The sequence below is a fragment of the Stenotrophomonas sp. PvP093 genome, from assembly GCF_017876915.1.
Lineage (GTDB): Bacteria > Pseudomonadota > Gammaproteobacteria > Xanthomonadales > Xanthomonadaceae > Stenotrophomonas > Stenotrophomonas muris.
Genome location: NZ_JAGIOX010000004.1, coordinates 1769405 through 1791160, shown reverse-complemented (window position 1 = coordinate 1791160; position 21756 = coordinate 1769405). Strand labels below are relative to the sequence as shown.

The 21756-nt window shown below is 67.5% G+C and carries 20 protein-coding genes and 1 pseudogene; 11 read left to right on the top strand and 10 right to left on the bottom strand.

The window, feature by feature from the left end; genetic code table 11:
• Positions 1-32: 32 nt before the first annotated feature.
• From pheA to J3A72_RS10745, 3 genes are all read right to left on the bottom strand, one after another.
• The gene (gene pheA, locus J3A72_RS10755; protein ID WP_172617737.1) at positions 33-1244 is read right to left on the bottom strand and encodes a prephenate dehydratase; all 1212 of its coding nucleotides are present in this window, start codon (positions 1242-1244) and stop codon (positions 33-35) included.
• Positions 1245-1289: 45 nt separating this feature from the next.
• A complete protein-coding gene (gene serC, locus J3A72_RS10750; RefSeq protein WP_075076621.1) occupies positions 1290-2375 on the bottom strand; it encodes a 3-phosphoserine/phosphohydroxythreonine transaminase in 1086 nt (361 codons plus the stop codon).
• A gap of 474 nt (positions 2376-2849) precedes the next feature.
• Positions 2850-3656, bottom strand: coding sequence for an FHA domain-containing protein (locus J3A72_RS10745; protein ID WP_049407843.1), 807 nt, complete (start codon positions 3654-3656; stop codon positions 2850-2852).
• Positions 3657-3781: 125 nt separating this feature from the next.
• Here J3A72_RS10745 and J3A72_RS10740 point away from each other — a divergent pair, with 125 nt between their 5' ends.
• The 3 genes from J3A72_RS10740 (at position 3782) to J3A72_RS10730 (ending at position 5876) form a co-directional block, all read left to right on the top strand.
• Complete coding sequence (locus J3A72_RS10740; protein WP_005417302.1) at positions 3782-4057, top strand: polyhydroxyalkanoic acid system family protein; 276 nt, start codon at positions 3782-3784, stop codon at positions 4055-4057.
• 80 nt (positions 4058-4137) lie between these two features.
• Complete coding sequence (locus J3A72_RS10735) at positions 4138-4629, top strand: phasin family protein (RefSeq protein ID WP_032961659.1); 492 nt, start codon at positions 4138-4140, stop codon at positions 4627-4629.
• 236 nt (positions 4630-4865) lie between these two features.
• Entirely contained in the window at positions 4866-5876 is a 1011-nt protein-coding gene (locus J3A72_RS10730; RefSeq protein ID WP_075076620.1) for a restriction endonuclease, read from the top strand.
• Positions 5877-6022: 146 nt separating this feature from the next.
• On the opposite strand, the gene J3A72_RS10725 is transcribed toward J3A72_RS10730, so the two are convergent.
• The 4 genes from J3A72_RS10725 to J3A72_RS10710 form a co-directional block, all read right to left on the bottom strand.
• On the bottom strand, positions 6023-6415 hold the full coding sequence (locus J3A72_RS10725; RefSeq protein WP_046431440.1) for a type II toxin-antitoxin system HicB family antitoxin: 393 nt from the start codon (positions 6413-6415) through the stop codon (positions 6023-6025).
• Between the two features lie 8 nt (positions 6416-6423).
• Positions 6424-6603, bottom strand: a complete 180-nt coding sequence (locus J3A72_RS10720; RefSeq protein WP_075076634.1) for a type II toxin-antitoxin system HicA family toxin — start codon at positions 6601-6603, stop codon at positions 6424-6426.
• 94 nt (positions 6604-6697) lie between these two features.
• Positions 6698-7426 carry a histidine utilization repressor gene (hutC, locus tag J3A72_RS10715; protein ID WP_032957259.1) on the bottom strand — a complete coding sequence of 243 codons (729 nt, stop codon included), beginning with the start codon at positions 7424-7426 and terminating at the stop codon, positions 6698-6700.
• Positions 7427-7454: 28 nt separating this feature from the next.
• Entirely contained in the window at positions 7455-8825 is a 1371-nt protein-coding gene (locus tag J3A72_RS10710) for a formimidoylglutamate deiminase (protein ID WP_140222852.1), read from the bottom strand.
• Positions 8826-8892: 67 nt separating this feature from the next.
• Here J3A72_RS10710 and hutI point away from each other — a divergent pair, with 67 nt between their 5' ends.
• From hutI to J3A72_RS10680, 6 genes are all read left to right on the top strand, one after another.
• Positions 8893-10116 (top strand): imidazolonepropionase, encoded by a 1224-nt coding sequence (hutI, locus tag J3A72_RS10705; protein ID WP_049407859.1) that lies wholly within the window; start codon positions 8893-8895, stop codon positions 10114-10116.
• Positions 10113-11654: a histidine ammonia-lyase gene (hutH, locus tag J3A72_RS10700; protein WP_075076618.1), complete on the top strand. Its 1542-nt coding sequence runs from the start codon at positions 10113-10115 to the stop codon at positions 11652-11654. The genes hutI and hutH overlap by 4 nt, the downstream gene beginning before the upstream one ends.
• Positions 11651-12505: an N-formylglutamate deformylase gene (hutG, locus tag J3A72_RS10695; protein ID WP_075076617.1), complete on the top strand. Its 855-nt coding sequence runs from the start codon at positions 11651-11653 to the stop codon at positions 12503-12505. Before hutH ends, hutG begins: the two co-directional genes overlap by 4 nt.
• A complete protein-coding gene (gene hutU / locus J3A72_RS10690) occupies positions 12502-14169 on the top strand; it encodes a urocanate hydratase (protein ID WP_075076616.1) in 1668 nt (555 codons plus the stop codon). Before hutG ends, hutU begins: the two co-directional genes overlap by 4 nt.
• A 148-nt stretch (positions 14170-14317) precedes the next feature.
• Positions 14318-15754: a serine hydrolase domain-containing protein gene (locus J3A72_RS10685; protein WP_075076615.1), complete on the top strand. Its 1437-nt coding sequence runs from the start codon at positions 14318-14320 to the stop codon at positions 15752-15754.
• Positions 15755-15948: 194 nt separating this feature from the next.
• Positions 15949-18057, top strand: a complete 2109-nt coding sequence (locus tag J3A72_RS10680; protein ID WP_075076614.1) for a TonB-dependent receptor — start codon at positions 15949-15951, stop codon at positions 18055-18057.
• Between the two features lie 769 nt (positions 18058-18826).
• Here J3A72_RS10680 and J3A72_RS10670 read toward each other — a convergent pair.
• Positions 18827-19308: pseudogene (locus tag J3A72_RS10670) on the bottom strand (hypothetical protein); the annotation flags it as partial.
• 206 nt (positions 19309-19514) lie between these two features.
• Between J3A72_RS10670 and J3A72_RS10665 the strand changes: the two are divergent.
• A complete protein-coding gene (locus tag J3A72_RS10665) occupies positions 19515-19838 on the top strand; it encodes a hypothetical protein (RefSeq protein WP_075076612.1) in 324 nt (107 codons plus the stop codon).
• Between the two features lie 34 nt (positions 19839-19872).
• On the opposite strand, the gene J3A72_RS10660 is transcribed toward J3A72_RS10665, so the two are convergent.
• Entirely contained in the window at positions 19873-20448 is a 576-nt protein-coding gene (locus tag J3A72_RS10660; RefSeq protein ID WP_049408615.1) for a TetR/AcrR family transcriptional regulator, read from the bottom strand.
• Positions 20449-20517: 69 nt separating this feature from the next.
• Here J3A72_RS10660 and J3A72_RS10655 point away from each other — a divergent pair, with 69 nt between their 5' ends.
• Entirely contained in the window at positions 20518-21063 is a 546-nt protein-coding gene (locus tag J3A72_RS10655; RefSeq protein WP_075076611.1) for a thioesterase family protein, read from the top strand.
• A gap of 3 nt (positions 21064-21066) precedes the next feature.
• Here J3A72_RS10655 and J3A72_RS10650 read toward each other — a convergent pair whose 3' ends face one another.
• Positions 21067-21744 (bottom strand): hypothetical protein, encoded by a 678-nt coding sequence (locus J3A72_RS10650; RefSeq protein WP_209572018.1) that lies wholly within the window; start codon positions 21742-21744, stop codon positions 21067-21069.
• Positions 21745-21756 lie beyond the last annotated feature (12 nt).

Sequence of the window (21756 nt, the reverse complement as noted above, 5' to 3'; positions counted from 1 at the left end):
GGGAGCGGCGGCCAGGGCCGCCACAGCAGCACTCAGGGCACGGCCACCGGGTAGGAGCCCAGCACCTTGATCTGCGCCGAGTGCGCTTCCAGTTCGGCCAGCGCCGCCTGCATCGGCGCGTCGTCGATGTGGCCGGCCAGGTCGATGAAGAAGCCGTATTCCCACTTTCCGTGGTGCGACGGCCGCGACTCGATGCGGTTCATGCTGATGCCGTGGCGGGCGAACGGGCTGAGCACATCGAACAGCGCACCGGGCTTGTCATGGATGAACACCAGCACCGAGGTGCGGTCGTGACCGGAGGTCGGGAAGATGTTGCGGCCCACCACCAGGAAGCGGGTGGTGTTGTCGGCATCATTCTGGATCGGCTTGGTGACCACCTTCTTCAGGCCGTACACGTGGCCGGCACTCTCGCCGCCGATGGCCGCTGCGTCGTCGGCGTTGCGCGCGCGACGCGCACCCTCGGCATTGCTCGAGACCGGAATCTTCTCGGCCTTCGGCAGGTTGGCGCGCAGCCACGCCGAGGTCTGCATGAACGACTGCGGATGCGCGTAGATGCGCTCGATGTCCTCGATGCGGCCGCTGCGCGACATCAGGAACTGCTGCACGCGCAGTTCCACTTCGCCACAGATCTTCAGGTTGGAGGTCAGGAACATGTCCAGGGTGATCTGGATGGTGCCCTGTCCCGAATTCTCCACCGGCACCACGCCGAAATCGGCGTTGCCTGCTTCCACTTCCTGGAACACTTCCTCGATGCTGGCCATCGGCAGGCCCAGCGCGGAGCGGCCGAAGTGCTTGAGCACGGCCTGCTGGCTGAAGGTGCCTTCCGGGCCGAGGTAGCCGATCTTCAGCGGCTCCTGCTGGGCCAGGCAGGCCGACATGATCTCGCGATAGACATGCACCAGCAGCTCATCGCTGAGCGGGCCTTCATTGCGGTCCACCACCATGCGAAGCACCTGCGCTTCGCGCTCGGGGCGGTAGTAGTCGACAGCGGCGGCCAGCTTGCCCTTGGCCTTGCCGACCTGGTGGGCGAAGCGCGCGCGCTCGGCGATCAGGCTCTGGATGTCACGGTCGATCTGGTCGATCTTCGAGCGCACATCGGCCAGCGCCAGCGGTGCCAGGGTGGGTGCCGGGTTCGAGGCGGCCTTGGCCTTGGCCTTGCCCTTCGCCTTGCTGGGCGCGCTGTCCTTGGCCGGTTCGGCCTTCTTCGGCGCCGTCTTGCTGGATTTGCTGCTTGCCATCGGAATTCCTTGTTGCGGGACCCGCACCCGACGGTGCGCGCCGTTCATTGCTCAGCCGTGACGCTGCTGGAAATCAGCCATGAAGGCGACCAGCGCCTCGGCCCCGGCCAGCGGCATGGCGTTGTACAGCGAGGCACGGATGCCCCCGACCACCTTGTGTCCCTTCAGCGCCAGCAGGCCGGCGGCCTTGGCTTCGGCGACGAAGCGGGCATCAAGCCCGGCATCGGGCAGGAAGAACGGGATGTTCATCCGCGAGCGTGCCGCATGCGCGACCTCGTTGCGGTAGAAGCCGCCGGAGCCATCGATGGCGCCGTACACCAGTGCCGCCTTGGCGGCATTGCGCCTGGCGAATTCGGCCACGCCGCCTTCAGCCAGCATCCACTTGAACACCAGGCCGGCCAGGTACCAGTTCCAGGTTGGCGGGGTGTTGAGCATCGAATCGCGGGCGACATGCGAGCGGTAATCGAAGATGTCCGCGCGCGGCTGGCCAGTACGCTCGAGCAGATCGCGGCGGACGATCATCACTGCGATGCCGACCGGGCCCAGGTTCTTCTGCGCGCCGGCATAGATCACACCGTAGCGGCGTACATCCAGCGGCTCGCTGGCGATGGACGAGCTGAAGTCCGCCACCAGCGGCACATCGCCGGTATCCGGCACATCACGGAACTCGACGCCGTGGATGGTCTCGTTGGCGGTGATGTGCACATAGGCGGCGTCGGGCGAGAGCTGCCAGTCGGCGCGGGGCGGCAGCGTGCGATAGCCGTCGGGCTCGCTGCTGGCGCCAATGTTGACGTCGACGTAGACGCCGGCCTGCTTGACCGCAGTCTTTCCCCAATGGCCACTGACCACGTAGTCGGCGCGCTGGCCGGGGCTGGCGAAGTTGAGCGGGATGAGCGCCTGCTGGGTGGTGGCACCACCGGACAGGAACAGCACCGCGTAGTCGTCGGGGATATCGAGCAGGCGGCGCAGGTCGGCCTCGGCCTCGGCGGCCACGGACATGAATTCCGCGCCGCGATGGCTCATTTCCACGATCGAGGCACCACTACCGTGCCAGTCCAGCATTTCCGCCTGCGCCTGGCGCAGGACCGATTCCGGCAAGGTCGCAGGGCCGGCACTGAAGTTGAACGCGCGCGTCATGTCACACCTGTGGGGCAAGACCCCTAGTATGCCGCAGTGCACCAGCCTTGCGGCCTAGTGCGGCAAGGGAAATTTGGTTTCATTGGAATCCATTCGCCGCCGGCGTGGCGCCGGTAGTCGCCGACCTCGGTCGGCGTACGCCGTCAGGCGTCATGCCCGCCGAAAAAGCGTGCCGACCAAGGTCGGCACCTACCAAAGCCTTGTGCTGCCAGGCGTCAAGCCCGCCGACGGAGCGTGCCGACCAAGGTCGGCACCCACCAGCGCGCGGACCCAGCGGATTCAGATCAGCAGCAAAGCCCCCGGTAGTGGCCGACCTTGGTCGGCGTACGCCGTCAGGCGTCATGCCCGCCGAAAAAGCGTGCCGACCAAGGTCGGCACCTACCAAAGCCGTGTGCTGCCAGGCGTCAAGCCCGCCGACGGAGCGTGCCGATCAAGGTCGGCACCCACCAGGGCGGCGGACCCAGCGGATTCAGATCAGCGCGCGCCGAACCAGAGCAGCAGGCTGAGCAGTGCGGCCAGCAGCAGCGCACTCACCAGCAGCCACGGCCAGCGCCGGACCCTGCGCGGCGCGGCCGGCAGCACCGGCGCCTGCTCGGCCTCGTGGCTGGCGTCGTCCTCGGCGGGCAGCGGCCGCCGGCGCGGATCGTGCGGCACTTCCAGCACGAACCGGTGCTGGCCATCGAACACGACCTGGTCGCCGGCCTGCAGCCAGCAGTGGCGCACGGCCACGCCGTTGACCCGGGTACCGTCGGCGCTGCCCAGGTCGCGCAGCAGCACGCGCTCGCCGTGCACTTCCACGCGGGCATGCTGTTCGGCGAAGGCCGGGTCATCGATGGCGATGTCGGCCTCGTTGCCGCGGCCGATCAGGCGGGCCCGCGACAGGGTGAAACTGCGGCCATGGTGCAGGCCGCCGACACCGCGCAGCAGTCGTTGCTGCTCGTCGCTGCCATCCTCGTTCTTCGGCGCAGGCGCCTGCAGCAGGCTCTCGACTTCGCCCTGCAGCACCATCTCCACGCCATCCACGTATACCGCATCGCCCGCGCGCAGCAGGGCCATCCGGCGCACCGGTCGACCATTGACGTGGATGCCGCGGATGCCATTGCCGACCTGCAGCCAGAGGCCGCGATCGTCCATGCAGAACTGGGCCAGCAGCAGGGCGCCGTGGCCGGCATCACCGAGCCGCACACTGCCGTTGGCCTGGCGCACGATGCGCTGCACCCCGGGCCGCAGGGGCTGGTCGGGCTGTTGTTGCTGACTGAAGTGAACTAGCAGGTTCTGCACGCGGCGCAGCCTAGCAGGTTGGTCGCCAACGAAGAAGAACCCACGATGAGTGCTTGGCGCGGCGGCCCTTGATGCGCACAATGCTCGCCCTCTTTGATCATCCCCGCCCTGCGCCAGGAGCCTGCATGTCCACCATCGATGTCCGCCACGCCCACGCCCTGCCCGACGCACAGGCGCGCGCCGCGATCGAACAGGTCGCTGCCAAGCTGTCCGAACGCTTCGGCCTGAAGTCGTCCTGGACCGCCGACGTCCTGAACTTCTCCGGCAGCGGCGTGGACGGCGCGATCGAACTGCAGCCGGGTGCTGTGCGCGTGACCGCCAAGCTGGGCTTCCTGTTGTCGGCAATGAAGGGCATGGTCGAAGGCGAGATCCAGCGCGTGCTGAAGGAAAAGCTGGGCTGAATCCTGGCGGCGGCCATCACGGCCGTGCAACGCCGTCGCGCGCTACTCTCGGGGCAGGCCCAACTCCCACGGGAAGTGCGATGAACCACTACGAGAACGACGACCGCCGCAACGACGACGCCTCTTTCGGTGACCAGGCCGAGCGCTTCTCGCGCAAGCTCAGCGATTCGGCGCAACAGGTCTGGCTGGCCGGGCTGGGTGCGCTGGGGCGCGCGCAGGCCGAGGGCAGCCGCTTCTTCGACGGCCTGGTGAAGGAAGGCGAAGCCTGGGAAGCCCGCCGCCGTGAACGCAGCGGCGAACAGGGCCCGGGCTGGCGTGACAACGTCGAAACCTCACTGGACGAGGCCCGCGAGAAGGCCTCCGGCACCTGGAACAAGGTCGAGAAGGCCTTTGATGACCAGGTACAGGGCGTGCTCAAGCGCCTGCATGTACCCACTGCCGACGAGGTGACTGCGCTGGAAGCCCGCATCGATGCCCTGCACGCGCGCCTGGCCAGGCTGGAAAACCGGGCAGCTTCGGGTGCAGATGCCCCCGCCCCGGGCAGCCATCAATCGCCGGACAGCATTCCCTGAGCGCAATTGTTGCAATGCAATAAATTTTGATTGACAATCGCGAGCAACCCGCCAATCGCTTCGGCTGCCGTTTGTTCCCTCCCCTCACGGCTTCAGGATTGGCGGGTTTTTCGTGTCCGCCGTATACCGATCTGCGCGCTCCATCACGCTTCCTGTCAGGAACATCCTGACCCAGCCGGGCACCGCGACCTTTACACTGTCGCTCTCCGCTTTCGCCCCTTCCGCCCTACTCCTGCATGCTCCCCTGGATCCTGGCCCTGCTGTCGGCCCTGCTTACCTGTTCCCTGGCCGTTGTCTATCTGTGGTGGATCAAGCGGCGGCAGAAGGAGATGCAACTCGGCCTGCAGGCCCTGGCAGGCATGCACTGGCGCGAATTCTCGGTTCTGGTCAAGCGCATGCTGCGCGAACAGCGCGGCCTGCGTGAGCTGATCGATCCGGCCGAAGATGCCCGCGAGCCGAGCAGGGACTTCCTGCTCAGCGATGGCCCCAATCAATGGCTGGTGTCGTGCAAGCACGGCCTGGCCTACCGCATCGGCACCGCCGCAGTGAACGAACTGGGTGCGGCCGCGCGCCTGGCCGGCGCCAAGGGTGGCGTGCTGCTGACCGAAGGCCGGATGGAACGCGACGGGCGCAGCGCTGCCGAGAAGCAGGCGGTCGAGGTGCTGGACGGTCCACGCCTGTGGCCGCTGCTGCAGCCCTACCTGCCGGCGGAAATCGAAACCCGTGTGCGCGCCAGCGCCCGCCATGAAGCCCTGCGCCGGATCGCCATTGCCGCGCTCGGCGCGGTCACGCTGGGCCTGCTGGTGGGATTGAGCCTGCAAGGCTTGCATGTGCAGGACACCGCGCCTGTTGCCGAGGTGGCGGATACCCCCGCGCCGGTTGCGCCTGTGGTTGAAGCGGCACCCGAACCGGCGCCGGCCCCCGCCACCACGCCGCCGGCCGCTGCGCCTGCACCGGCCGCGCCCTCAGCCGACGCGCGCAGCAACCCCAACCCGGATGCCGCCACGCTGGAGCGCTTCCAGGCCGATCTGGCCCGTGCCCTGGCCGGCAAGCCCGGCATCGCCAGCGGGGTCTGGCTGACCCGGCAGACGCTGGCGATCAACCGCACCGGCGAGCTGGAAAAGGTCTGGCCGCAGGTCTGCGAGGAAGTGCTGCACTACCCCGCCCTGCGCAACGTGCGCATCCAGCTCAACGCCCGCCCCGGCGTGGATGAGCCGGTGCGCTGGCGGCAGTGCGCCACGTACTGATGGGGCTGCATCCACGCGTGGCGTGGATTTACTGAACCCCGATGCGCGACCCCTTGGTAGATCCACGCCACGCGTGGATGCCTTTGCAGAGTTGAGCCACGCGCGAACAGCAGCCGAGCATGGGCTCGGCTCCACATGGCGCCTGCTCAGCCCAATGCCGCGAGATGGGCGATGTAACTGGAGCGCGATTCACCCGCCGCTCTGGCCTGCGCATCCAGCCTCGCCAGGATCCGGCGTGGCAGGCTGATATTGACCCGCTCGATGGTGTCGTCCAGCAGAGCCGGATCAATGCAGATGTACGCAAGAATCCAACAGATGTCCTTGGATGCCTCGGCGGCGATCTTCTGCGGCGCGGAAGGTGTCGGAATCGAGCGCCCCTCATCCAGGGCCACATCAATCCAGGCGAGCGCCGCCTCTTCCGCCGCAGTGAGCGCATCATCAAGCGTGTCGGCCGCTGAGAAGCACCCCGGCAGATCTGGAACGACCACACCCCACGCGGTGCGCTCATCGCCTGCCTCGATCAAGACTGGATATCGCATGGGCCCTCCTACGTCAGTCCTGCGAGCTTCCGCAACGCCTGCACCGGCCCTTTCCCCAGATCCTTCCTTGGGTGAGGAAAGATGATGTGAGGGTACTGCGGGTGCACGAATACATGATGGGATCCGCGGATCCGACGACAGATCCAACCTGCCGCTTCCAGTTCCCGGATGAGGTCCCTGCTCTTCATGCAGGGACGATACACATCGTACACACGCCCCGACAGAGTTCAAGGCGACAGTCGTTTCGGCAGAGTAGATCCACGCCATGCGTGGATGGAATCCCTATCGCGCGCCCGGCGCGAAGCGCGCCACCAGGTCCCAGGCATCACCCAGGAACACCTGGCGAACGCGGGTGATCGGCTGTTCGCCACGCCAGGTCAGGCGTTCGATCACCAGGCAGGCGGTACCGGGCTTCACATCCAGCAGCCTGGCGGTGGCGGTATCTGCCCCCCAGGCACTGATGCGATGCTGGGCACGGGTCCAGGACACGTTCTGCAGCAGCCAGCTGCCCGGGGCGGTGGTGCTGAAGTCGACCTCCAACACCTCGGGCACGCCCACCGGGCTGATCAGGCGGTGCTCCAGTGCCAGCGGGCGGCCATCGGCCAGGTGCAGGCAGCGCATCGCCAGCAGCATTTCGCTGCCGGCCAGCTCGACTTCGCCGGCATTGCCGGCATCGGCCAGGCGCAGATCGCGCTGCAGCAGTCGATAGGCGTACTGATGTCCCCGCGAGCCGACTTCCATCGCGATATCGGGAATCTCCAGCGCCACCTGCTCCAGGTGCGGTGGCTGACGCGCCACGAACGAACCCGCGCGACGGCGGCGCTCGATCATGCCGCTCTCGGCCAGTGCGGTCAGCACCTTGTTCACCGTCATCCGCGAGCATCCGTACTGCTCCATCAACTCGTGCTCGTACGGAATCCGGAAGCCCGGCGCCCACTCTCCACTGAGGATGCGACTTTCCAGATCGCTGCGGATACGCTGGTTGAGCGTGGCGGACTTGCTGGCCTTCACGTAATGGGGTCTCGGTGGCGGGAGGCGATCAGCCCAGCACGCCGCGCAGGGCGGCAGCGAAGGCGCTGGTGATCGCCTCGCGCTGCAGGTGGCGGCCCTCGGCCACGCACTGGCGGCCATGGCGCCAGACCGATCGCAGCGCGCCATTACGTGCGGCGAACACCCAGCTGTCAAGCCATGCGTCATCCTGTCGCGCCTGCAGCGCCGGGTGTGCGGCGTCCAGTTCAACCAGGTCGGCACTGGCGCCGACCTGCAGGCCGGCGGCCACGCCCAGCGCCTGTGCGCCACCGTGCAGTGCACCTTCAAACAGGAAACGACCGCTGCTGCGGGTGGCATCCGGCGCCAGCACGTTGCGCCCGCGCAGGGTAAGCCGCTGGCCGTACTCGAGCAGGCGCAGTTCTTCGGCCGGGTCGATCAGCACATTGGAATCGGAGCCGACGCCGAAGCGCCCGCCTTCGCGCGCGAACGCCTGCATCGGGAACAGGCCGTCGCCCAGGTTGGCCTCGGTGATCGGGCACAGGCCGGCCACGGCTTGGCTGGCCACAATGGCCGCGCGCTCGTCATCGGTGATGTGGGTGGCATGCACCAGGCACCAGCGCGCATCCACCGGCGCATGGTTGTACAGCCACTGCACCGGGCGCTGGCCGCTCCAGGCCAGGCAGGCCTCCACTTCGCGCACCTGCTCGGCGATGTGGATGTGGACCGGGCCGTCGGTCAGCGGCAGCAACGCACTCAGTTCCTCGCCGGTGACCGCACGCAGGCTGTGCGGTGCGATGCCGAGCACCGCGTCGGGCAGCGCGGCCAATGCCGGCTTGGCGGCCTCCAGCAGCTGCGCGAAGCCGTCCACGTCGTGGATCAGGCGCCGCTGCGCTGGATTCGGCGCCGCCCCGCCGAAATCGGCATGCGCATAGAACACCGGCAGCAGGGTCAGGCCGATGCCGGTCTGCTCGGCTGCCGCCGCGATCCGTGCACTCATCTCGGCGCGGTTGGCATAGGCGTGGCCCTCGGCGTCGTGGTGCAGGTAATGGAATTCACCGACGCGGGTGAAGCCACTTTCCAGCATTTCCATATAGGCCTGGGCGGCAATGGCCTGCACCGCGTCTGGGCGCAGGTGGGCCAGGAAACGGTACATCAGCTCGCGCCAGCTCCAGAAGCTGTCACCGTCGCCGCCGCCGATCTCGGTCAGCCCGGCCATGCCGCGCTGGAAAGCATGGCTGTGCAGGTTGGGCAGGCCCGGCACCAGGATGCCGACGCGGGTGTCGCCCGACTGCGCGCCCTGCCCCGTGCTGATGGCCGCGATGCGACCGTCCTGCACCTGCAGGCGGACATCGCGGACCCAACCCTCGGCCAGCAGGGCGTGGGCGGCATGGAAACTGTGCGGGGAACGCGAATCGGACATGGCTGGACAACCCGAAATGGACGCCTATATTGTATAGACATATAAGCACAGCCGCGTTGTGGATGCCATGCACGTCGATACCCTCTGGTCCAACGTCCACCTGATCACCCTTGATGGCGAAGGGCTGGGTGTCATCCGCGATGGCGTCCTGGCCTGCGCCGACGGCCGCATCGTCCACGTCGGCGCGGCCGGCAGCGACGCCCACCTGCAGCCGACCACCCGCATCGATGGCGAAGGCCGCTGGATCTCGCCCGGCCTGATCGACTGCCACACCCACCTGGTCTACGCCGGCAACCGCGCCAATGAATTCGAGCAGCGCCTGCAGGGCGTCAGTTATGCCGAGATCGCCCGTGCCGGCGGCGGCATCGTCTCCACCGTGCGCGCCACCCGTGCTGCCACCCCGGAACAGCTGGCCAGCGAAAGCCGGCCGCGCCTGCTGGCGATGCGTGCCGAAGGCGTGACCACGATCGAGATCAAGTCCGGCTACGGCCTGACCCTGCCCGACGAACGCAAGCAGCTGCAGGTCGCACGCGCGCTGGGCGAGGAATGCCGGGTCAACGTGGTGACCACCTTCCTCGGCGCCCACGCGGTTCCGCCAGGCCGCGAAGCACAGGAATACACCGACGAGGTGTGCAACGTGATGATTCCGGCCATCGCCGCCGAAGGCCTGGCCGAAGCGGTGGATGTGTTCTGCGAGAACATCGCCTTCTCGCCGGCGCAGGCGCGCCAGGTCTTTGAAGCGGCGCGCGCCAACGGGCTGTCGGTGAAGATCCACGCCGAGCAGCTGAGCAACCAGCATGGCGCCGAACTGGCGGCCCGCTTCGGGGCACTGTCGGCCGACCATATCGAACATCTGGACGATGCCGGCATCGCCGCGATGGCCGCTGCCGGTACCGTCGCCGTGCTGCTGCCCGGTGCCTTCTATTTCACCCGCGATACCACCCTGCCGCCGATCGCCGCGCTGCGTGCGGCCGGCGTACCGCTGGCGCTGGCCACCGACAGCAACCCGGGCACTTCGCCGCTGACCAGCCCACTGCTGGCGATGAACATGGGCGCCACCCTGTTCCGCCTGACCGTGGACGAGTGCATCGCCGGCTTCACCCGTGAAGCGGCGCGCGCACTGGGCCATGGCGAGCGCATCGGCCGCCTGGCGGTGGGCATGGACTGCGACCTGGCGATCTGGGACATCGATGCCCCCGCCGACCTGGTCTATCGCATTGGATTCAACCCGCTGCACGCGCGCGTGGTGCGCGGACAGCCCGACCTGCCTGCCTCCTGGAGCAACACATGAGCAACACCCTGGTTCTTCGCCCCGGCCATGTCACTCTCGCCCAGTGGCGGCAGGTCTATCGCGGTGCGCCGCTCGCACTGGACCCGGCCGCGCTGCCGGTGGTGCGCGCCAGTGCGGCGGCGGTGGCCGCCATCGTCGCCAAGGGCGCGCCGGTGTATGGCATCAATACCGGCTTCGGCAAGCTGGCCAGCGTGCGCATCGAGCGCGAAGACCTGGCCACCCTGCAGCGGAACATCGTGCTCTCGCATGCCGCCGGCGTGGGCGAGCCGATGCCGGCCAGCGTGGTGCGCCTGATGATGGCGCTGAAGCTGGTCAGCCTGGCGCAGGGTGCTTCGGGCATCCGCGAGGAAACCCTGCTGCTGCTGGAAGCGATGCTGGTCAAGGGCGTGCTGCCGGTGGTGCCCGCGCAGGGCTCGGTGGGTGCCTCGGGTGACCTGGCGCCGCTCTCGCACCTGGCCAGCGTGATGCTGGGCGTGGGCGAAGCCTTCATTGGCGACGAGCGCCTGCCGGCGGTCGATGCACTGGCACGTGCCGGCCTGCAACCGATCGAGCTGGGCGCGAAGGAAGGCCTGGCGCTGCTCAACGGCACCCAGTTCTCCACCGCCTATGCGCTGGCTGGCCTGTTCGAGATCGAGACCGTGTTCCAGGCCGCGCTGGTCACCGGGGCGCTGTCGGTGGAAGCGGCCAAGGGTTCCGACACGCCCTTCGACCCCCGCATCCACGCCATCCGCGGCCAGCGCGGGCAGATCGCCACCGCCGCCACCCTGCGCACGCTGATGCAGGGCTCGGACATCCGTGAATCGCACCGTGACAACGACGTGCGTGTGCAGGATCCCTACTGCCTGCGCTGCCAGCCGCAGGTGATGGGCGCGGCGCTGGACATCCTGCGCCAGGCCGCGACTACGCTGGAAATCGAAGCCAACGGCGTGTCCGACAATCCGCTGGTGTTCACCGATACCGGCGAAGCGTTGTCCGGTGGCAACTTCCACGCCGAGCCGGTGGCCTTCGCTGCCGACATGCTGGCCATGGCCGTGTGCGAGATCGGTTCGATCAGCGAGCGCCGCCTGGCGATGCTGGTGGACCCGGCACTGTCTGGCCTGCCGGCGTTCCTGACCCCGCGTCCCGGTTTGAATTCCGGTTTCATGATTCCGCAGGTGACCGCCGCCGCGCTGGTCTCGGAAAACAAGCAGCGCGCCTACCCCGCCAGCGTTGACTCGATCCCGACCTCGGCCAACCAGGAAGACCATGTGTCGATGGCCGCGCACGGCGCGCGCCGGCTGATGCAGATGGCCGAGAACGCGGCCAACGTGATCGGCATCGAGCTGCTGGCCGCTGCGCAGGGCTGCGACTTCCACGCCCCGCTGCGCTCCAGCGCCGCGCTGGAAGCCGTGCGCGCCACCCTGCGTGCGCAGGTGCCGACGCTGGAAGAAGACCGCTACTTCCATCCGGACATGGTGACCGCCACGAATCTGGTGCGCAGTGGCGCGCTGGCGCAGGGCCTGACCGACCTGCTGCCAACCGTGGAACCGCAGGCATGAATACCCAACCCGAATGGCTGACGGTGCACGAAGGCGACGCCCCCCTCATCGTCAGCTTTCCGCATACCGGCAGCGAGCTGCCGCACGACCTGATCGGCGACTACCACTCACCGTGGCTGGCCCGCCGCGACGCAGACTGGTGGGTACACGAACTGTACGACTTCGTGCGTGGCATGGGCGCGACCACGGTGCGCTCGGCGATCTCGCGTTCGGTGATCGACCTCAACCGCGATCCCAGCGGCGTGTCGCTGTACCCGGGCCAGAACACCACCGGCCTGTGTCCGCTGACCACCTTCGACAACCAGCCGCTGTACCATGCCGGGCGCGAACCGGACGAAGCGGAAATCGCCCGTCGCCGCGACACGTATTTCCTGCCTTACCACGATGCGCTGGCGGCGCAGATCACGCGCCTGCGCGCACGCCACGCTACCGTGGTGGTGTACGACGCGCACTCGATCCGCTCACACATCCCGCACCTGTTCGAAGGCGAGCTGCCGCAGTTCAACCTGGGTACCGCCGGCCCCTCCGGTGCACCGGACACCTCCTGCGACAACGCCTTGAGCGATGTGGTGGAGAACCTGCTGAAAATCAGCGGCATGAGCCAGGTGCGCAACGGCCGCTTCAAGGGCGGCTGGATCACCCGCCACTACAGCAACATCCCGGGCGGCGTGCACAGCCTGCAGATGGAACTTGCCTGCCGCGGCTACATGCACGAGCCGCTGCCCGACCAGGTAGACGAACACAGCTGGCCCACCCCGCTCGACCCCGACCTCGCCGCACCACTGCGCCACACCCTGGCGCAGGTGCTCAACGCCTGCCTTGAATTCGCTACGAACCGGAGCGCCGCATGACCCGCAACGACCCGTCCCGCACCATTGCCGCGCCGACCGGCACCACGCTCAACGCCAAAAGCTGGCTGACCGAAGCGCCGCTGCGCATGCTGATGAACAACCTGCACCCGGACGTGGCCGAGCGCCCGCAGGAACTGGTGGTGTACGGCGGCATCGGCCGCGCCGCGCGCGACTGGGAAAGCTTCGATGCCATCGTCGAGACGCTCAAGCGCCTGGACGACGACCAGACCCTGCTGGTGCAGTCGGGCAAGCCGGTGGGCGTGTTCCGCACCCACGCCGACGCGCCGCGCGTGCTGATCGCAAATTCCAACCTGGTGCCGCGCTGGTCCAACTGGGACCACTTCAACGAGCTGGATAGGAAAGGCCTGGCCATGTACGGCCAGATGACCGCCGGCAGCTGGATCTACATCGGTGCGCAGGGCATCGTGCAGGGCACCTACGAGACCTTCGTGGAAATGGGGCGCCAGCATTTCGGCGGCGACCTGACCGGGAAGTGGCTGTTCACCGGTGGCCTCGGCGGCATGGGTGGTGCACAGCCGCTGGCTGCCGTGATGGCCGGCGCCTCCTGCCTGGCCGTTGAGTGCCGCAAGAGCAGCATCGACATGCGCCTGCGCACCGGCTACCTCGACACCTGGACCGATAATCTGGACGAAGCGCTGCGCCTGATCGACGAGTCGTGCAAGGCCGGCACGCCGAAGTCGGTGGGCCTGCTCGGCAACGTTGCCGATGTGCTGGCCGAACTGCTCAAGCGCGGCGTGAAGCCGGACCTGCTGACCGACCAGACCTCCGCGCACGACCCGGTGAACGGCTACCTGCCGCAGGGCTGGACGGTCGAACAGTGGGACGAGAAGCGTGTGAGTGCACCGAAGGAAGTGGAGAAGGCTGCGCGTGCATCGATGGCCAACCACATCCGCGCCATGCTCGGCTTCCACGCGCTGGGCGTGCCGACCGTGGACTACGGCAACAACCTGCGGCAGATGGCACTGGAAGAAGGCGTGGCCAATGCCTTCGATTTCCCGGGGTTCGTGCCGGCCTATATCCGTCCACTGTTCTGCCGCGGCATCGGCCCGTTCCGCTGGGCTGCACTGAGCGGTGATCCGGAAGACATCGCCAAGACCGATGCAAAGGTGAAGGAACTGATTCCGGACAACCCGCACCTGCACCGCTGGCTGGACATGGCCGCCGAGAAGATCAAGTTCCAGGGCCTGCCGGCACGCATCTGCTGGGTCGGCCTGGGTGATCGTGATCGCCTCGGCCTGGCCTTCAATGAAATGGTGGCCAACGGCGAACTGAAGGCACCGGTGGTGATCGGTCGTGACCATCTGGACAGCGGCAGCGTCGCTTCGCCGAACCGCGAAACCGAAGCGATGGCCGACGGCTCCGATGCGGTGTCCGACTGGCCGCTGCTGAACGCCCTGCTCAACACCGCCAGCGGCGCGACGTGGGTGTCGCTGCACCACGGTGGCGGCGTGGGCATGGGCTTCTCGCAGCACGCCGGCATGGTGATTGTCTGTGATGGCACCGAAGCGGCGGCGAAGCGGATTGGCCGCGTGCTGTGGAACGACCCGGCCACTGGCGTGATGCGCCATGCCGATGCGGGGTATGGCATCGCGATCGACTGCGCGAAGGAAAAGGGACTGGATCTGCCGGGGATCCTCGGCTGATCACGGAGGTGCCGGCCAGCGGCCGGCACTACCGAAACGTGTGGTAGTGCCGGCCGCTGGCCGGCTCTCCCCGATGCGGGAATCGGCGGCCTTGACCCGCTCGTCGGTCGTGACCAACATGCGCCATCACCGCTGATGGATCACCGCGATGTACCGCACGCTCGCTGCCGCATTGCTCTGCACGCTGTTTGCGATCCCGCCCGCTTCGGCGCGTGACGTCCCCACGAATCTCTCCACTCAGCTCGACGCCCAACTGCAGAGCAACCGCGAGCGCTACGGCATTGTCGGCCAGGCGGTACTGGTCACACACAACGGCCAGGTGCTCTACCAGGGCGCCAGCGGTGAACGTGATCCCGCTGCCCATGCGCCTGCCACCGTCGAGACCATCTTCGCCGCGCAGTCGATGGCCAAGCTGCTGACCAGCACGCTGGTGATGCAACTGGTCGATCAGGGCAAGGTGGATCTGGATGCGCCGGCCAGCCGCTACGTGCCGGGCCTGCCGATTGCGTGGCAGGCGATCCACGTGCGTGATTTCCTCAACCACAGCTCCGGCATCGGCGAGTACTACGACCGGGTGGATAACCGCTGGGTGAGCAAGGGCTACCCCGGTGTAGCGCCTGACCTTGGCGCGGCACTGAAGGTGGCCGGTGCGGCACCGATGCAGTTCGCCACCGGCAGCCGCGTGCAGTACACCCAGGCCAACTACCTGGTGCTGACAGCGCTGCTGGAAGCACACTACCGCACGCCCTACCCGGCCATCGCGCGCGAACGCATCCTGCAGCCATTGAAGATGACCAGCACGTCATGGGGCATCGCCAACGTGCCGGTCGAGCGCGCGGCGGTGCCGTACATCGGCAAGGATGGCGCGTTGCAACCGGCCAATGAAGATCCCTGGCCCAACTACGGCTGGGGGCATGCCGACCTGCAGACCACCGTGGGCGACATGAACCGTTTCCTGCAGGCGCTGGCGACCGGCAAGCTGGTGCGCACGGGGACCCTGGAAAAACTCTGGCAGCCGCAGAAGCTGAGCGGTGGCGGCAGCAACTTCTTCTCCACCGGCTGGGACACCACCCGCAGCGACGGCTACACCCAGGTCGGCCACGATGGCGGCACCCGCGTTAGGGCGCGGCTGGCCTACAAGGACACGCTGGCCAGTGGCTACTGGGTGTTCGTGTACCTGACCAACGGCAGCGCCCGCAATGTCTGGTCCAGCACGCTGGTGGAGAGCACGATGGCGGTGGTTGCGCCGGGGGAGTTTCCGCATGCGGTGTTGTCCGAGCGGTTGGCTGCGTATGCGCTGGATGACAGCACCGATGCGAAACCGCAGATGCGTAGCTGGCTGCGCGACAGCAATGGCGTTCCCAACGGCGAACTGGAACGTGCGATCAACAGTGATGGCTATGCCATCCGCGAAAGCCTCGGTGCACGCAAGGCGCTGAAGGTGTTCGCGCTGAACACCGAGCTGTATCCGCAGTCCGCCAACACGTGGGACAGCCTGGCCGAGTGCCACGCTGCATTGGGGGAGAGGGAAGCGGCTGATCGGCTGTACGCGAAGGCCAAGAAGCTGGCGAAGCCCTCGCCATAAACCCTGCTGTAGCGCCGAGCCCGTGCTCGGCTGATCTTCGCCGCGATGGCAGACAACCCGCGCTGCGCGCGATTAGCCGAGCGTGGGCTCGGCTCTACAGGAACACGGCGGGCGGCCATACGCCGCCGGCGGGTGACGCGGCGCTGCCGACCTGTTAACTTGCGCGCCACTTTCGTGGTTTACAGCATTCCCGCATGTCGCTTCCGTCGTACCGCCCCCACCCGTCGCTGCTGTTCCTGGCTGTTTCCCTCGCCCTGGCTTCCACCGCCGCCGCCGCCCCGCAGGCCACCACGCTGGATGCCGTACAGGTCACCGCCGCCGGTACCAGCGCGCAGGCGCGCGAAGCGCTGAAGCGCATCCCCGGCGCCAGCAACGTCATCGACGTGGCCAAGGCCGACAGCCGACTATCCACCAGCGCCGATGTGCTGGCCTACCAGCCGGGTATCAGCGCGCAGTCGCCGGGTAATGAGGGCACCAGGATCTCGATCCGTGGCTCGGGCATCAACCGGGGCCCGGGCGCGCACGCCTCGGGCATTGCGGTGTCGATCGACCGCCTGCCACTGACCGGCCCGGGCGGCACGCCCTACGAGCTGCTGGAACCGCTGTGGCTGTCGCGCGTGGAAGTGCTGCGCGGCGCCAACGGCTTCGAGCGTGGCGCGCTGGCGCTGGGCGGTGCCATCGACTACGTCAGCCGCAGCGGTCGTGATTCGGCGGGCGTGCAGCTGCACTACGAAGCCGGCAGCCGTGGCTACCAGAAGCGCGGCATCAGCTGGGGCGGCGTCAGTGGTGATGTCGACTACTTCCTGGCCTACACCGATACCGAATTCGACGGTTACCAGCGTCATGCGCGCGGCGATGGCAAGGGCGCGATGGCCAACATCGGCTGGCAGATCACGCCCGACCTGCAGACGCGTTTCTTCGTGCGCTACCGCGAAACCAATCATGAAACGCCCGGTCGCCTGACCCGCGATCAGATCCGTAACGATCCGCGTGCCGCGAATGCGGCCAACCTGGCCATCGATGCGCGTCGCCCGCAGCCGGGCAGCACCTGGGTGGGCAACGTCACCACGCTGCAGATCGATGAAGACTCCTCGTTGCAGGCCGGGCTGGTCTATCACACGTACCCGATGGACTTGAACGAGAGCCTGTACCGGCAGCAGCTGGACTACGCCAACCTCAACGCCACGCTGGACTACCGCCGCCGCCACCGGCTGTTCGGCCTGGACAGCGAAACCACGGTCGGCCTGCGCGTCACCCACGATCTGGACGCCGATGTGCGCGAGTCGCTGCGCTTTGCCAGCAACGGCTATGCCGCCGGCACGCGCACGCGTGACTTCCGCCACCACGGCACCGACAGCACGCTGCACGTCAGCAATACCCTCGCCTTCAATGACCGCCTGCGCATGCAGGCCGGGCTGGCACTGATCAACACACGTCGCGATGTGCAGGTGACCTGGCCGAGCAGCGGTGGCCGCCTGCGCGACCACGACTGGGACCATGCGCCGCGACTGGGCTTCACTTGGCAGCACAGCGCCCAGACCCAGTGGTTCGGCAACCTCAGCCGCTCGGTGGAGGCGCCGCACCCGTGGTCGATGATCTGGGGCTCGAACCAGTACTTCGGGCCAGGCAATGGCCCGTCTACCGGCCGCCAGCGCGCGCCGGTGCCGATGCAGAACCAGACCGCCACCACGCTGGAACTGGGCGCGCGCGGTGACGCGGCGCTGGGCCGCTGGGAACTGACCGGCTACTACGCGCACGTGAACCACGAACTGCTGAGCGTTGAACTGCAACCGGTGCCGAACCTGTTCATCGCCGAGAACAACGCCAGCCCCACCGTTCACCGCGGCATCGAGGCCGGATTGGACAGCACGCTGTGGCAGGCTGCACCGGGCCGGCTGTCGCTTCGCCAGGCCTATACCTTCAGCGATTTCCGCTACCGCCACGACGGGCGTTTCGGCAGCAACCGCCTGCCCGGCCTGCCGCGCCACGCCTACCAGGCCGAGCTGCGCTTCGATCATGCATCCGGCCTGTACGCCGCGCTCAATACCGAACACGCCTCGCGCATCGCCGTCGACTACGCCAACAGCTACTGGGCCGACAGCCATGTGATCTTCGGCAGCCGCATCGGCTACGACGCACCCGGTGGCCGCTGGCAGGCCTGGGTGGAGATGCGCAACATGGGCAACCGCCACTACGCCGCTACGGTCACGCCGGGTTACGACGACGCCGGCAAGGATGTCGCGCGCTCGACCCCGGGCGAAGGTCGTGGCGTCTATGCGGGCATGCGCTGGCGCTTTGACTGATTGCCGCAGGCGGCGCCGGGTGTGATCCGGCGCCGCCGTTCCAGTGTCAGCCGATACGCCAGGCCGGCAGGCGCTCGCTGCGCTTCCAGATGGAAGGCGCCAAGCCGATCAGCACCAGTGCCGCCAACCACTTCGGCGAGGTACTGAGCAGTGTCGAGGTGAGCGAGCCATCGGCGGGGGCGGCCATTTCCTGCCACGGGTTGTAGCCCAGGTAGACGACGCTGCCAGCCCACCACAGCAACGCCAGACCGACACCCACCAGCAGCAGGGCCAGCGTGCGGCAGGTCCAGCGCTGCGAGGTAGTGCCCCATTCCCGTGACGCCGCGGTCAGCACGCCCACCACCAGCAGCGACACCAGTGCCACCAAGCCGATATCGACCTTGGTTCCAATGCGCTCATAGGTACAGGCGCGGCACTGCGCCTCTTCCGCGGCGGTGGCGGCTTCGGCGCCATCGGCCTGCCCGGTTGCGGGCTGCGCCAGGGCTGCAAACGGCAACAACGCCGCCAGCAGCGTCACCATGATCCAACGAAACAACGTCCTGTTCCTGCGTGCAGCGACATCCATGCGCTCTTCCTCGTCAGTGGTTGTGTGTCCCAGTGGGCGTCCGGCCATCCAGCGCCCCTGTTTCAGATGCAGTACGACAAGCTCCCGATAGGTGACACCGCCGGGACACGAATCCCGGCCGACCGCGATCATAGCCCACTGTTCAGTGCAGCTGAAAACGGGGCGGGTCCAGGCGATATGAAGGAGCCAACCGCACTCCCCCCCCTGGATGACCTGCAGCAGATGGCTCGCACCCGGCACGCATTCCTGCGCGAGCCAGCCCAGTACGGCGAAAAACAGCAGCAGGCCGAGCAGCGGCCAGATCGTATGCGACACGCATACCCGCCACCATCCCTGTTCCTGCATGCCCTGCATGCGAGGCGATGGGCTGCCACCGCCCACATCCTGCGACAGTCCCTTCAGTACGTTGCCCAGCGCCAGCGGATCCAGATCCACACCAGCAGCAGGAACACGCCATAGGCCAGCAACACGGCCATCGGGTAGCGAAGCAACATCGCGTCGATGCCGGCCAGGCGCAGCAGGTACGAGGCAAGGAATCCGGCCGCACCGGTCAGGGAGACGATCAGCGCCATCTGCAGGCGTGGCCAACCCCGCTGCTGCAGGTACCGGCGCGCACGCACGACTTCGCTGCCGTGGTTTACGGGCAATTTCAGTGGGCTGCGTGAAAAATGGCGCGATCGCTTCATGCCGCCGCGAGGGGGCGGGAGGCAGCGCGGCAAGGGACCTCGGGAACCTGATGCTGCATGCGGACATCCTCGCCGGGCACGCGTAGGCGGTGGTGGACGGATTCCAGCGCGATGGGGCCGTGGGTCCATCACCCACAGGCCGCACTGGCGCCGGCCTTGTACCCGCGCGCCGGCGGCTGGATCATGACTTTCCGCCACGAAAAAGCATGCTCTACGGCATGCACGTCTCCCAGCTCACCCGCTCCACCGCCCTCGTGATGTTCGTTCCAATGATTGGCCTCGCCGGTTGGGGTTCGTGGTTTGGTAGCCGCTGCATCAGCGATGGCTGCCTCGGCGTCCTGGTGGCATGGCTTGCCGCCGTGGCCACCTTTGCGGTGCAGGCGTTGCTGGTGCTCCCGACGCATGCCTGGGCCCTCAAGCGGCAGGGATCCCCCGCCTCCCGCAGCTACCTGCGTTGGTTGGGCGCGTCGGCCATCGCTGCCTTCCTGCCCATCGTGCTCGGCTGGGGCTATCTGATGATCTTCCGATGACCTGCTGCGCGTCTTCCGCACGCGGATAGCCGGATCAAGGACGCGCGGCCGCCTTCAGCAACTGCGCGGTCACCTGGTCGAACGGGGCGATGTCCTGCAGTGCGCGGCACATCGCCACTGCGCCTTCCACGCTGGCAATCACCAGGCTGGCCAGCCCGTTCGCAGCCGACTGTTCGTGGCCGTCGGCAATGAAGGCTGCGGCGAGATGCCCCTGCCAGCGCGCGAACACTTCGGCAGCGGCAACGCGTGCCTGGCTGGGCACGGCCTCCACCGGCTCTTCCACTGCCGCGGCCAGCACCGGACAGCCCGCGCGGAACCCGGAACGCAGCAAGCGCTCACGCCACATCGCCAGGAACTGCTGCAGGCCCTGCACCGCCCCACCCTTCAGCAGCTCCACCAGCAGCGTTTCTACCTTGTCGCCAGCCATGTGGGTGGCGCGCGCCAGCAACTCTTGCTTGCCGCCGGGAAAGTGGTGATAGGTGGAGCCCAGCGGTGCCTCGGCCAGCTTGGTCACCTCACGGATGCTGGTGGCATTGAGACCCACGCGCGCCAGCATCTGTGCCGCAGCATCAATCACGCGTTGTGGCGCATCAGAGGGACGCGGGCTCACGGTGGGCTCCTTGCTAAGACAGTCGTCATAGATTAGCGTACCGGCGATTCTATAACAGTCGTCATAGCCATGAATCTCTGGTTCCGCCTGCTCCACCTGCTGCTGTGCAGCCTGTTCCGGCCGAAGCTGGAGGCCCCGTTCGGGGTCTCGCGCCTGCAGTTCCGGGTGCTGCCCAACGATCTGGACAGCAACCTGCACATGACCAACGGTCGCTACTGGAACATCTTCGACCTGGGCCGGCTGGACCTGATCCTGCGCATGGGCCTGGGCCGGGTGGCGCTGCGCGAGAAGTGGGCGCCCATCGTAGGCGCCGGCACCATCCAGTTCCGTCGCGAGCTGAAGCCGTTCCAGCGCTTCACCCTGGAAACGCGCCTGGTGGGCTGGGTCGGCTCGCGCGGCATCATGGAGCAGCGCGTGCTGATCGGCGCCGAGCAGAAGATCGCCACGCGCGCGCTGCTGGTCACCGGCATCTACGACCGGCGTGCGCGCCAGTTCCTGGGCATGCCGAAGATGATGGAAGCGATCGGCGTGGTCGCCCCGCCGTCGCCGCCGCTCACTGCGGCCGCCGAAGCGTTGCTGGCCGCCGATGCGGCGTTGAAGCAGGACGACGCCTGAGCTTCAGGGGGCCGCCACCGGCACCGCGTGCGGTTCGCGCGACACGACCTGGGTGCGCCCTCCCACGTGCAGCACGTACTCGAAGGACTGCCGCATGCGGCTGTATGCGCCGCCATCCGGCACGCCGTAGTTGGCACCCACGCTGAGGGTATGCCGGCCCGGCGGCAACGGCTTGAGCATTACCCAGTAGCCGTCGGCGGCGGCCAGCCGAGAGTGTTCGTCGCCGGCATCCATGCGGAAGCAGCCTTCGCTGCGGACCCGATGCCTGCGCATGTCGCCCAGTGGCTGGCCGTCCAGCAGCACCACCGCGCTGATCAGGTAATCGTTGTTGACCGCCGCCCCGGCCTGCAGCTCCTTGAAGGACACAGCCTCATCCACCTGGTAGTGCGCCATGTTGATGATCGGCAGCAACAGGTACTTGCCAGCCGGCACCACGCATTCGCGATGTGGCCGGAAACGGCCATTGGTGCCGGCCAGGTTCCAGACCGGGCCTTCCTGGCCCAGATCACACACACGGCCATCCGGGTCGAGATAGGGCGCGCCGCCCTGGGCGTCGGCCCAGCGCCACCAGCGGGCGGTCCATTCGGCCAACGAAACGCCGCCCACCGGTTCACGCGTCAGCGGCGAAGGCACCGCCGTGTCTGCACTGAACGCCGGCACGGCGGCCAGCAGCAAGGCCATCGTTGCGCCACT

Coding starts and splice junctions, on each gene's coding strand:
- hutG (WP_075076617.1), top strand. CDS start 11,651: ATGAATACCCAACCCGAATGGCTGACGGTGCACGAAGGCGACGCCCCC.
- J3A72_RS10655 (WP_075076611.1), top strand. CDS start 20,518: ATGAATCTCTGGTTCCGCCTGCTCCACCTGCTGCTGTGCAGCCTGTTC.
- J3A72_RS10650 (WP_209572018.1), bottom strand. CDS start 21,744: ATGGCCTTGCTGCTGGCCGCCGTGCCGGCGTTCAGTGCAGACACGGCG.
- J3A72_RS10680 (WP_075076614.1), top strand. CDS start 15,949: ATGTCGCTTCCGTCGTACCGCCCCCACCCGTCGCTGCTGTTCCTGGCT.
- J3A72_RS10735 (WP_032961659.1), top strand. CDS start 4,138: ATGAACCACTACGAGAACGACGACCGCCGCAACGACGACGCCTCTTTC.
- hutI (WP_049407859.1), top strand. CDS start 8,893: ATGCACGTCGATACCCTCTGGTCCAACGTCCACCTGATCACCCTTGAT.
- hutH (WP_075076618.1), top strand. CDS start 10,113: ATGAGCAACACCCTGGTTCTTCGCCCCGGCCATGTCACTCTCGCCCAG.
- J3A72_RS10725 (WP_046431440.1), bottom strand. CDS start 6,415: ATGCGATATCCAGTCTTGATCGAGGCAGGCGATGAGCGCACCGCGTGG.
- serC (WP_075076621.1), bottom strand. CDS start 2,375: ATGACGCGCGCGTTCAACTTCAGTGCCGGCCCTGCGACCTTGCCGGAA.
- J3A72_RS10665 (WP_075076612.1), top strand. CDS start 19,515: ATGCTCTACGGCATGCACGTCTCCCAGCTCACCCGCTCCACCGCCCTC.
- J3A72_RS10730 (WP_075076620.1), top strand. CDS start 4,866: ATGCTCCCCTGGATCCTGGCCCTGCTGTCGGCCCTGCTTACCTGTTCC.
- hutU (WP_075076616.1), top strand. CDS start 12,502: ATGACCCGCAACGACCCGTCCCGCACCATTGCCGCGCCGACCGGCACC.
- J3A72_RS10685 (WP_075076615.1), top strand. CDS start 14,318: ATGTACCGCACGCTCGCTGCCGCATTGCTCTGCACGCTGTTTGCGATC.
- J3A72_RS10740 (WP_005417302.1), top strand. CDS start 3,782: ATGTCCACCATCGATGTCCGCCACGCCCACGCCCTGCCCGACGCACAG.
- J3A72_RS10710 (WP_140222852.1), bottom strand. CDS start 8,825: ATGTCCGATTCGCGTTCCCCGCACAGTTTCCATGCCGCCCACGCCCTG.
- J3A72_RS10720 (WP_075076634.1), bottom strand. CDS start 6,603: ATGAAGAGCAGGGACCTCATCCGGGAACTGGAAGCGGCAGGTTGGATC.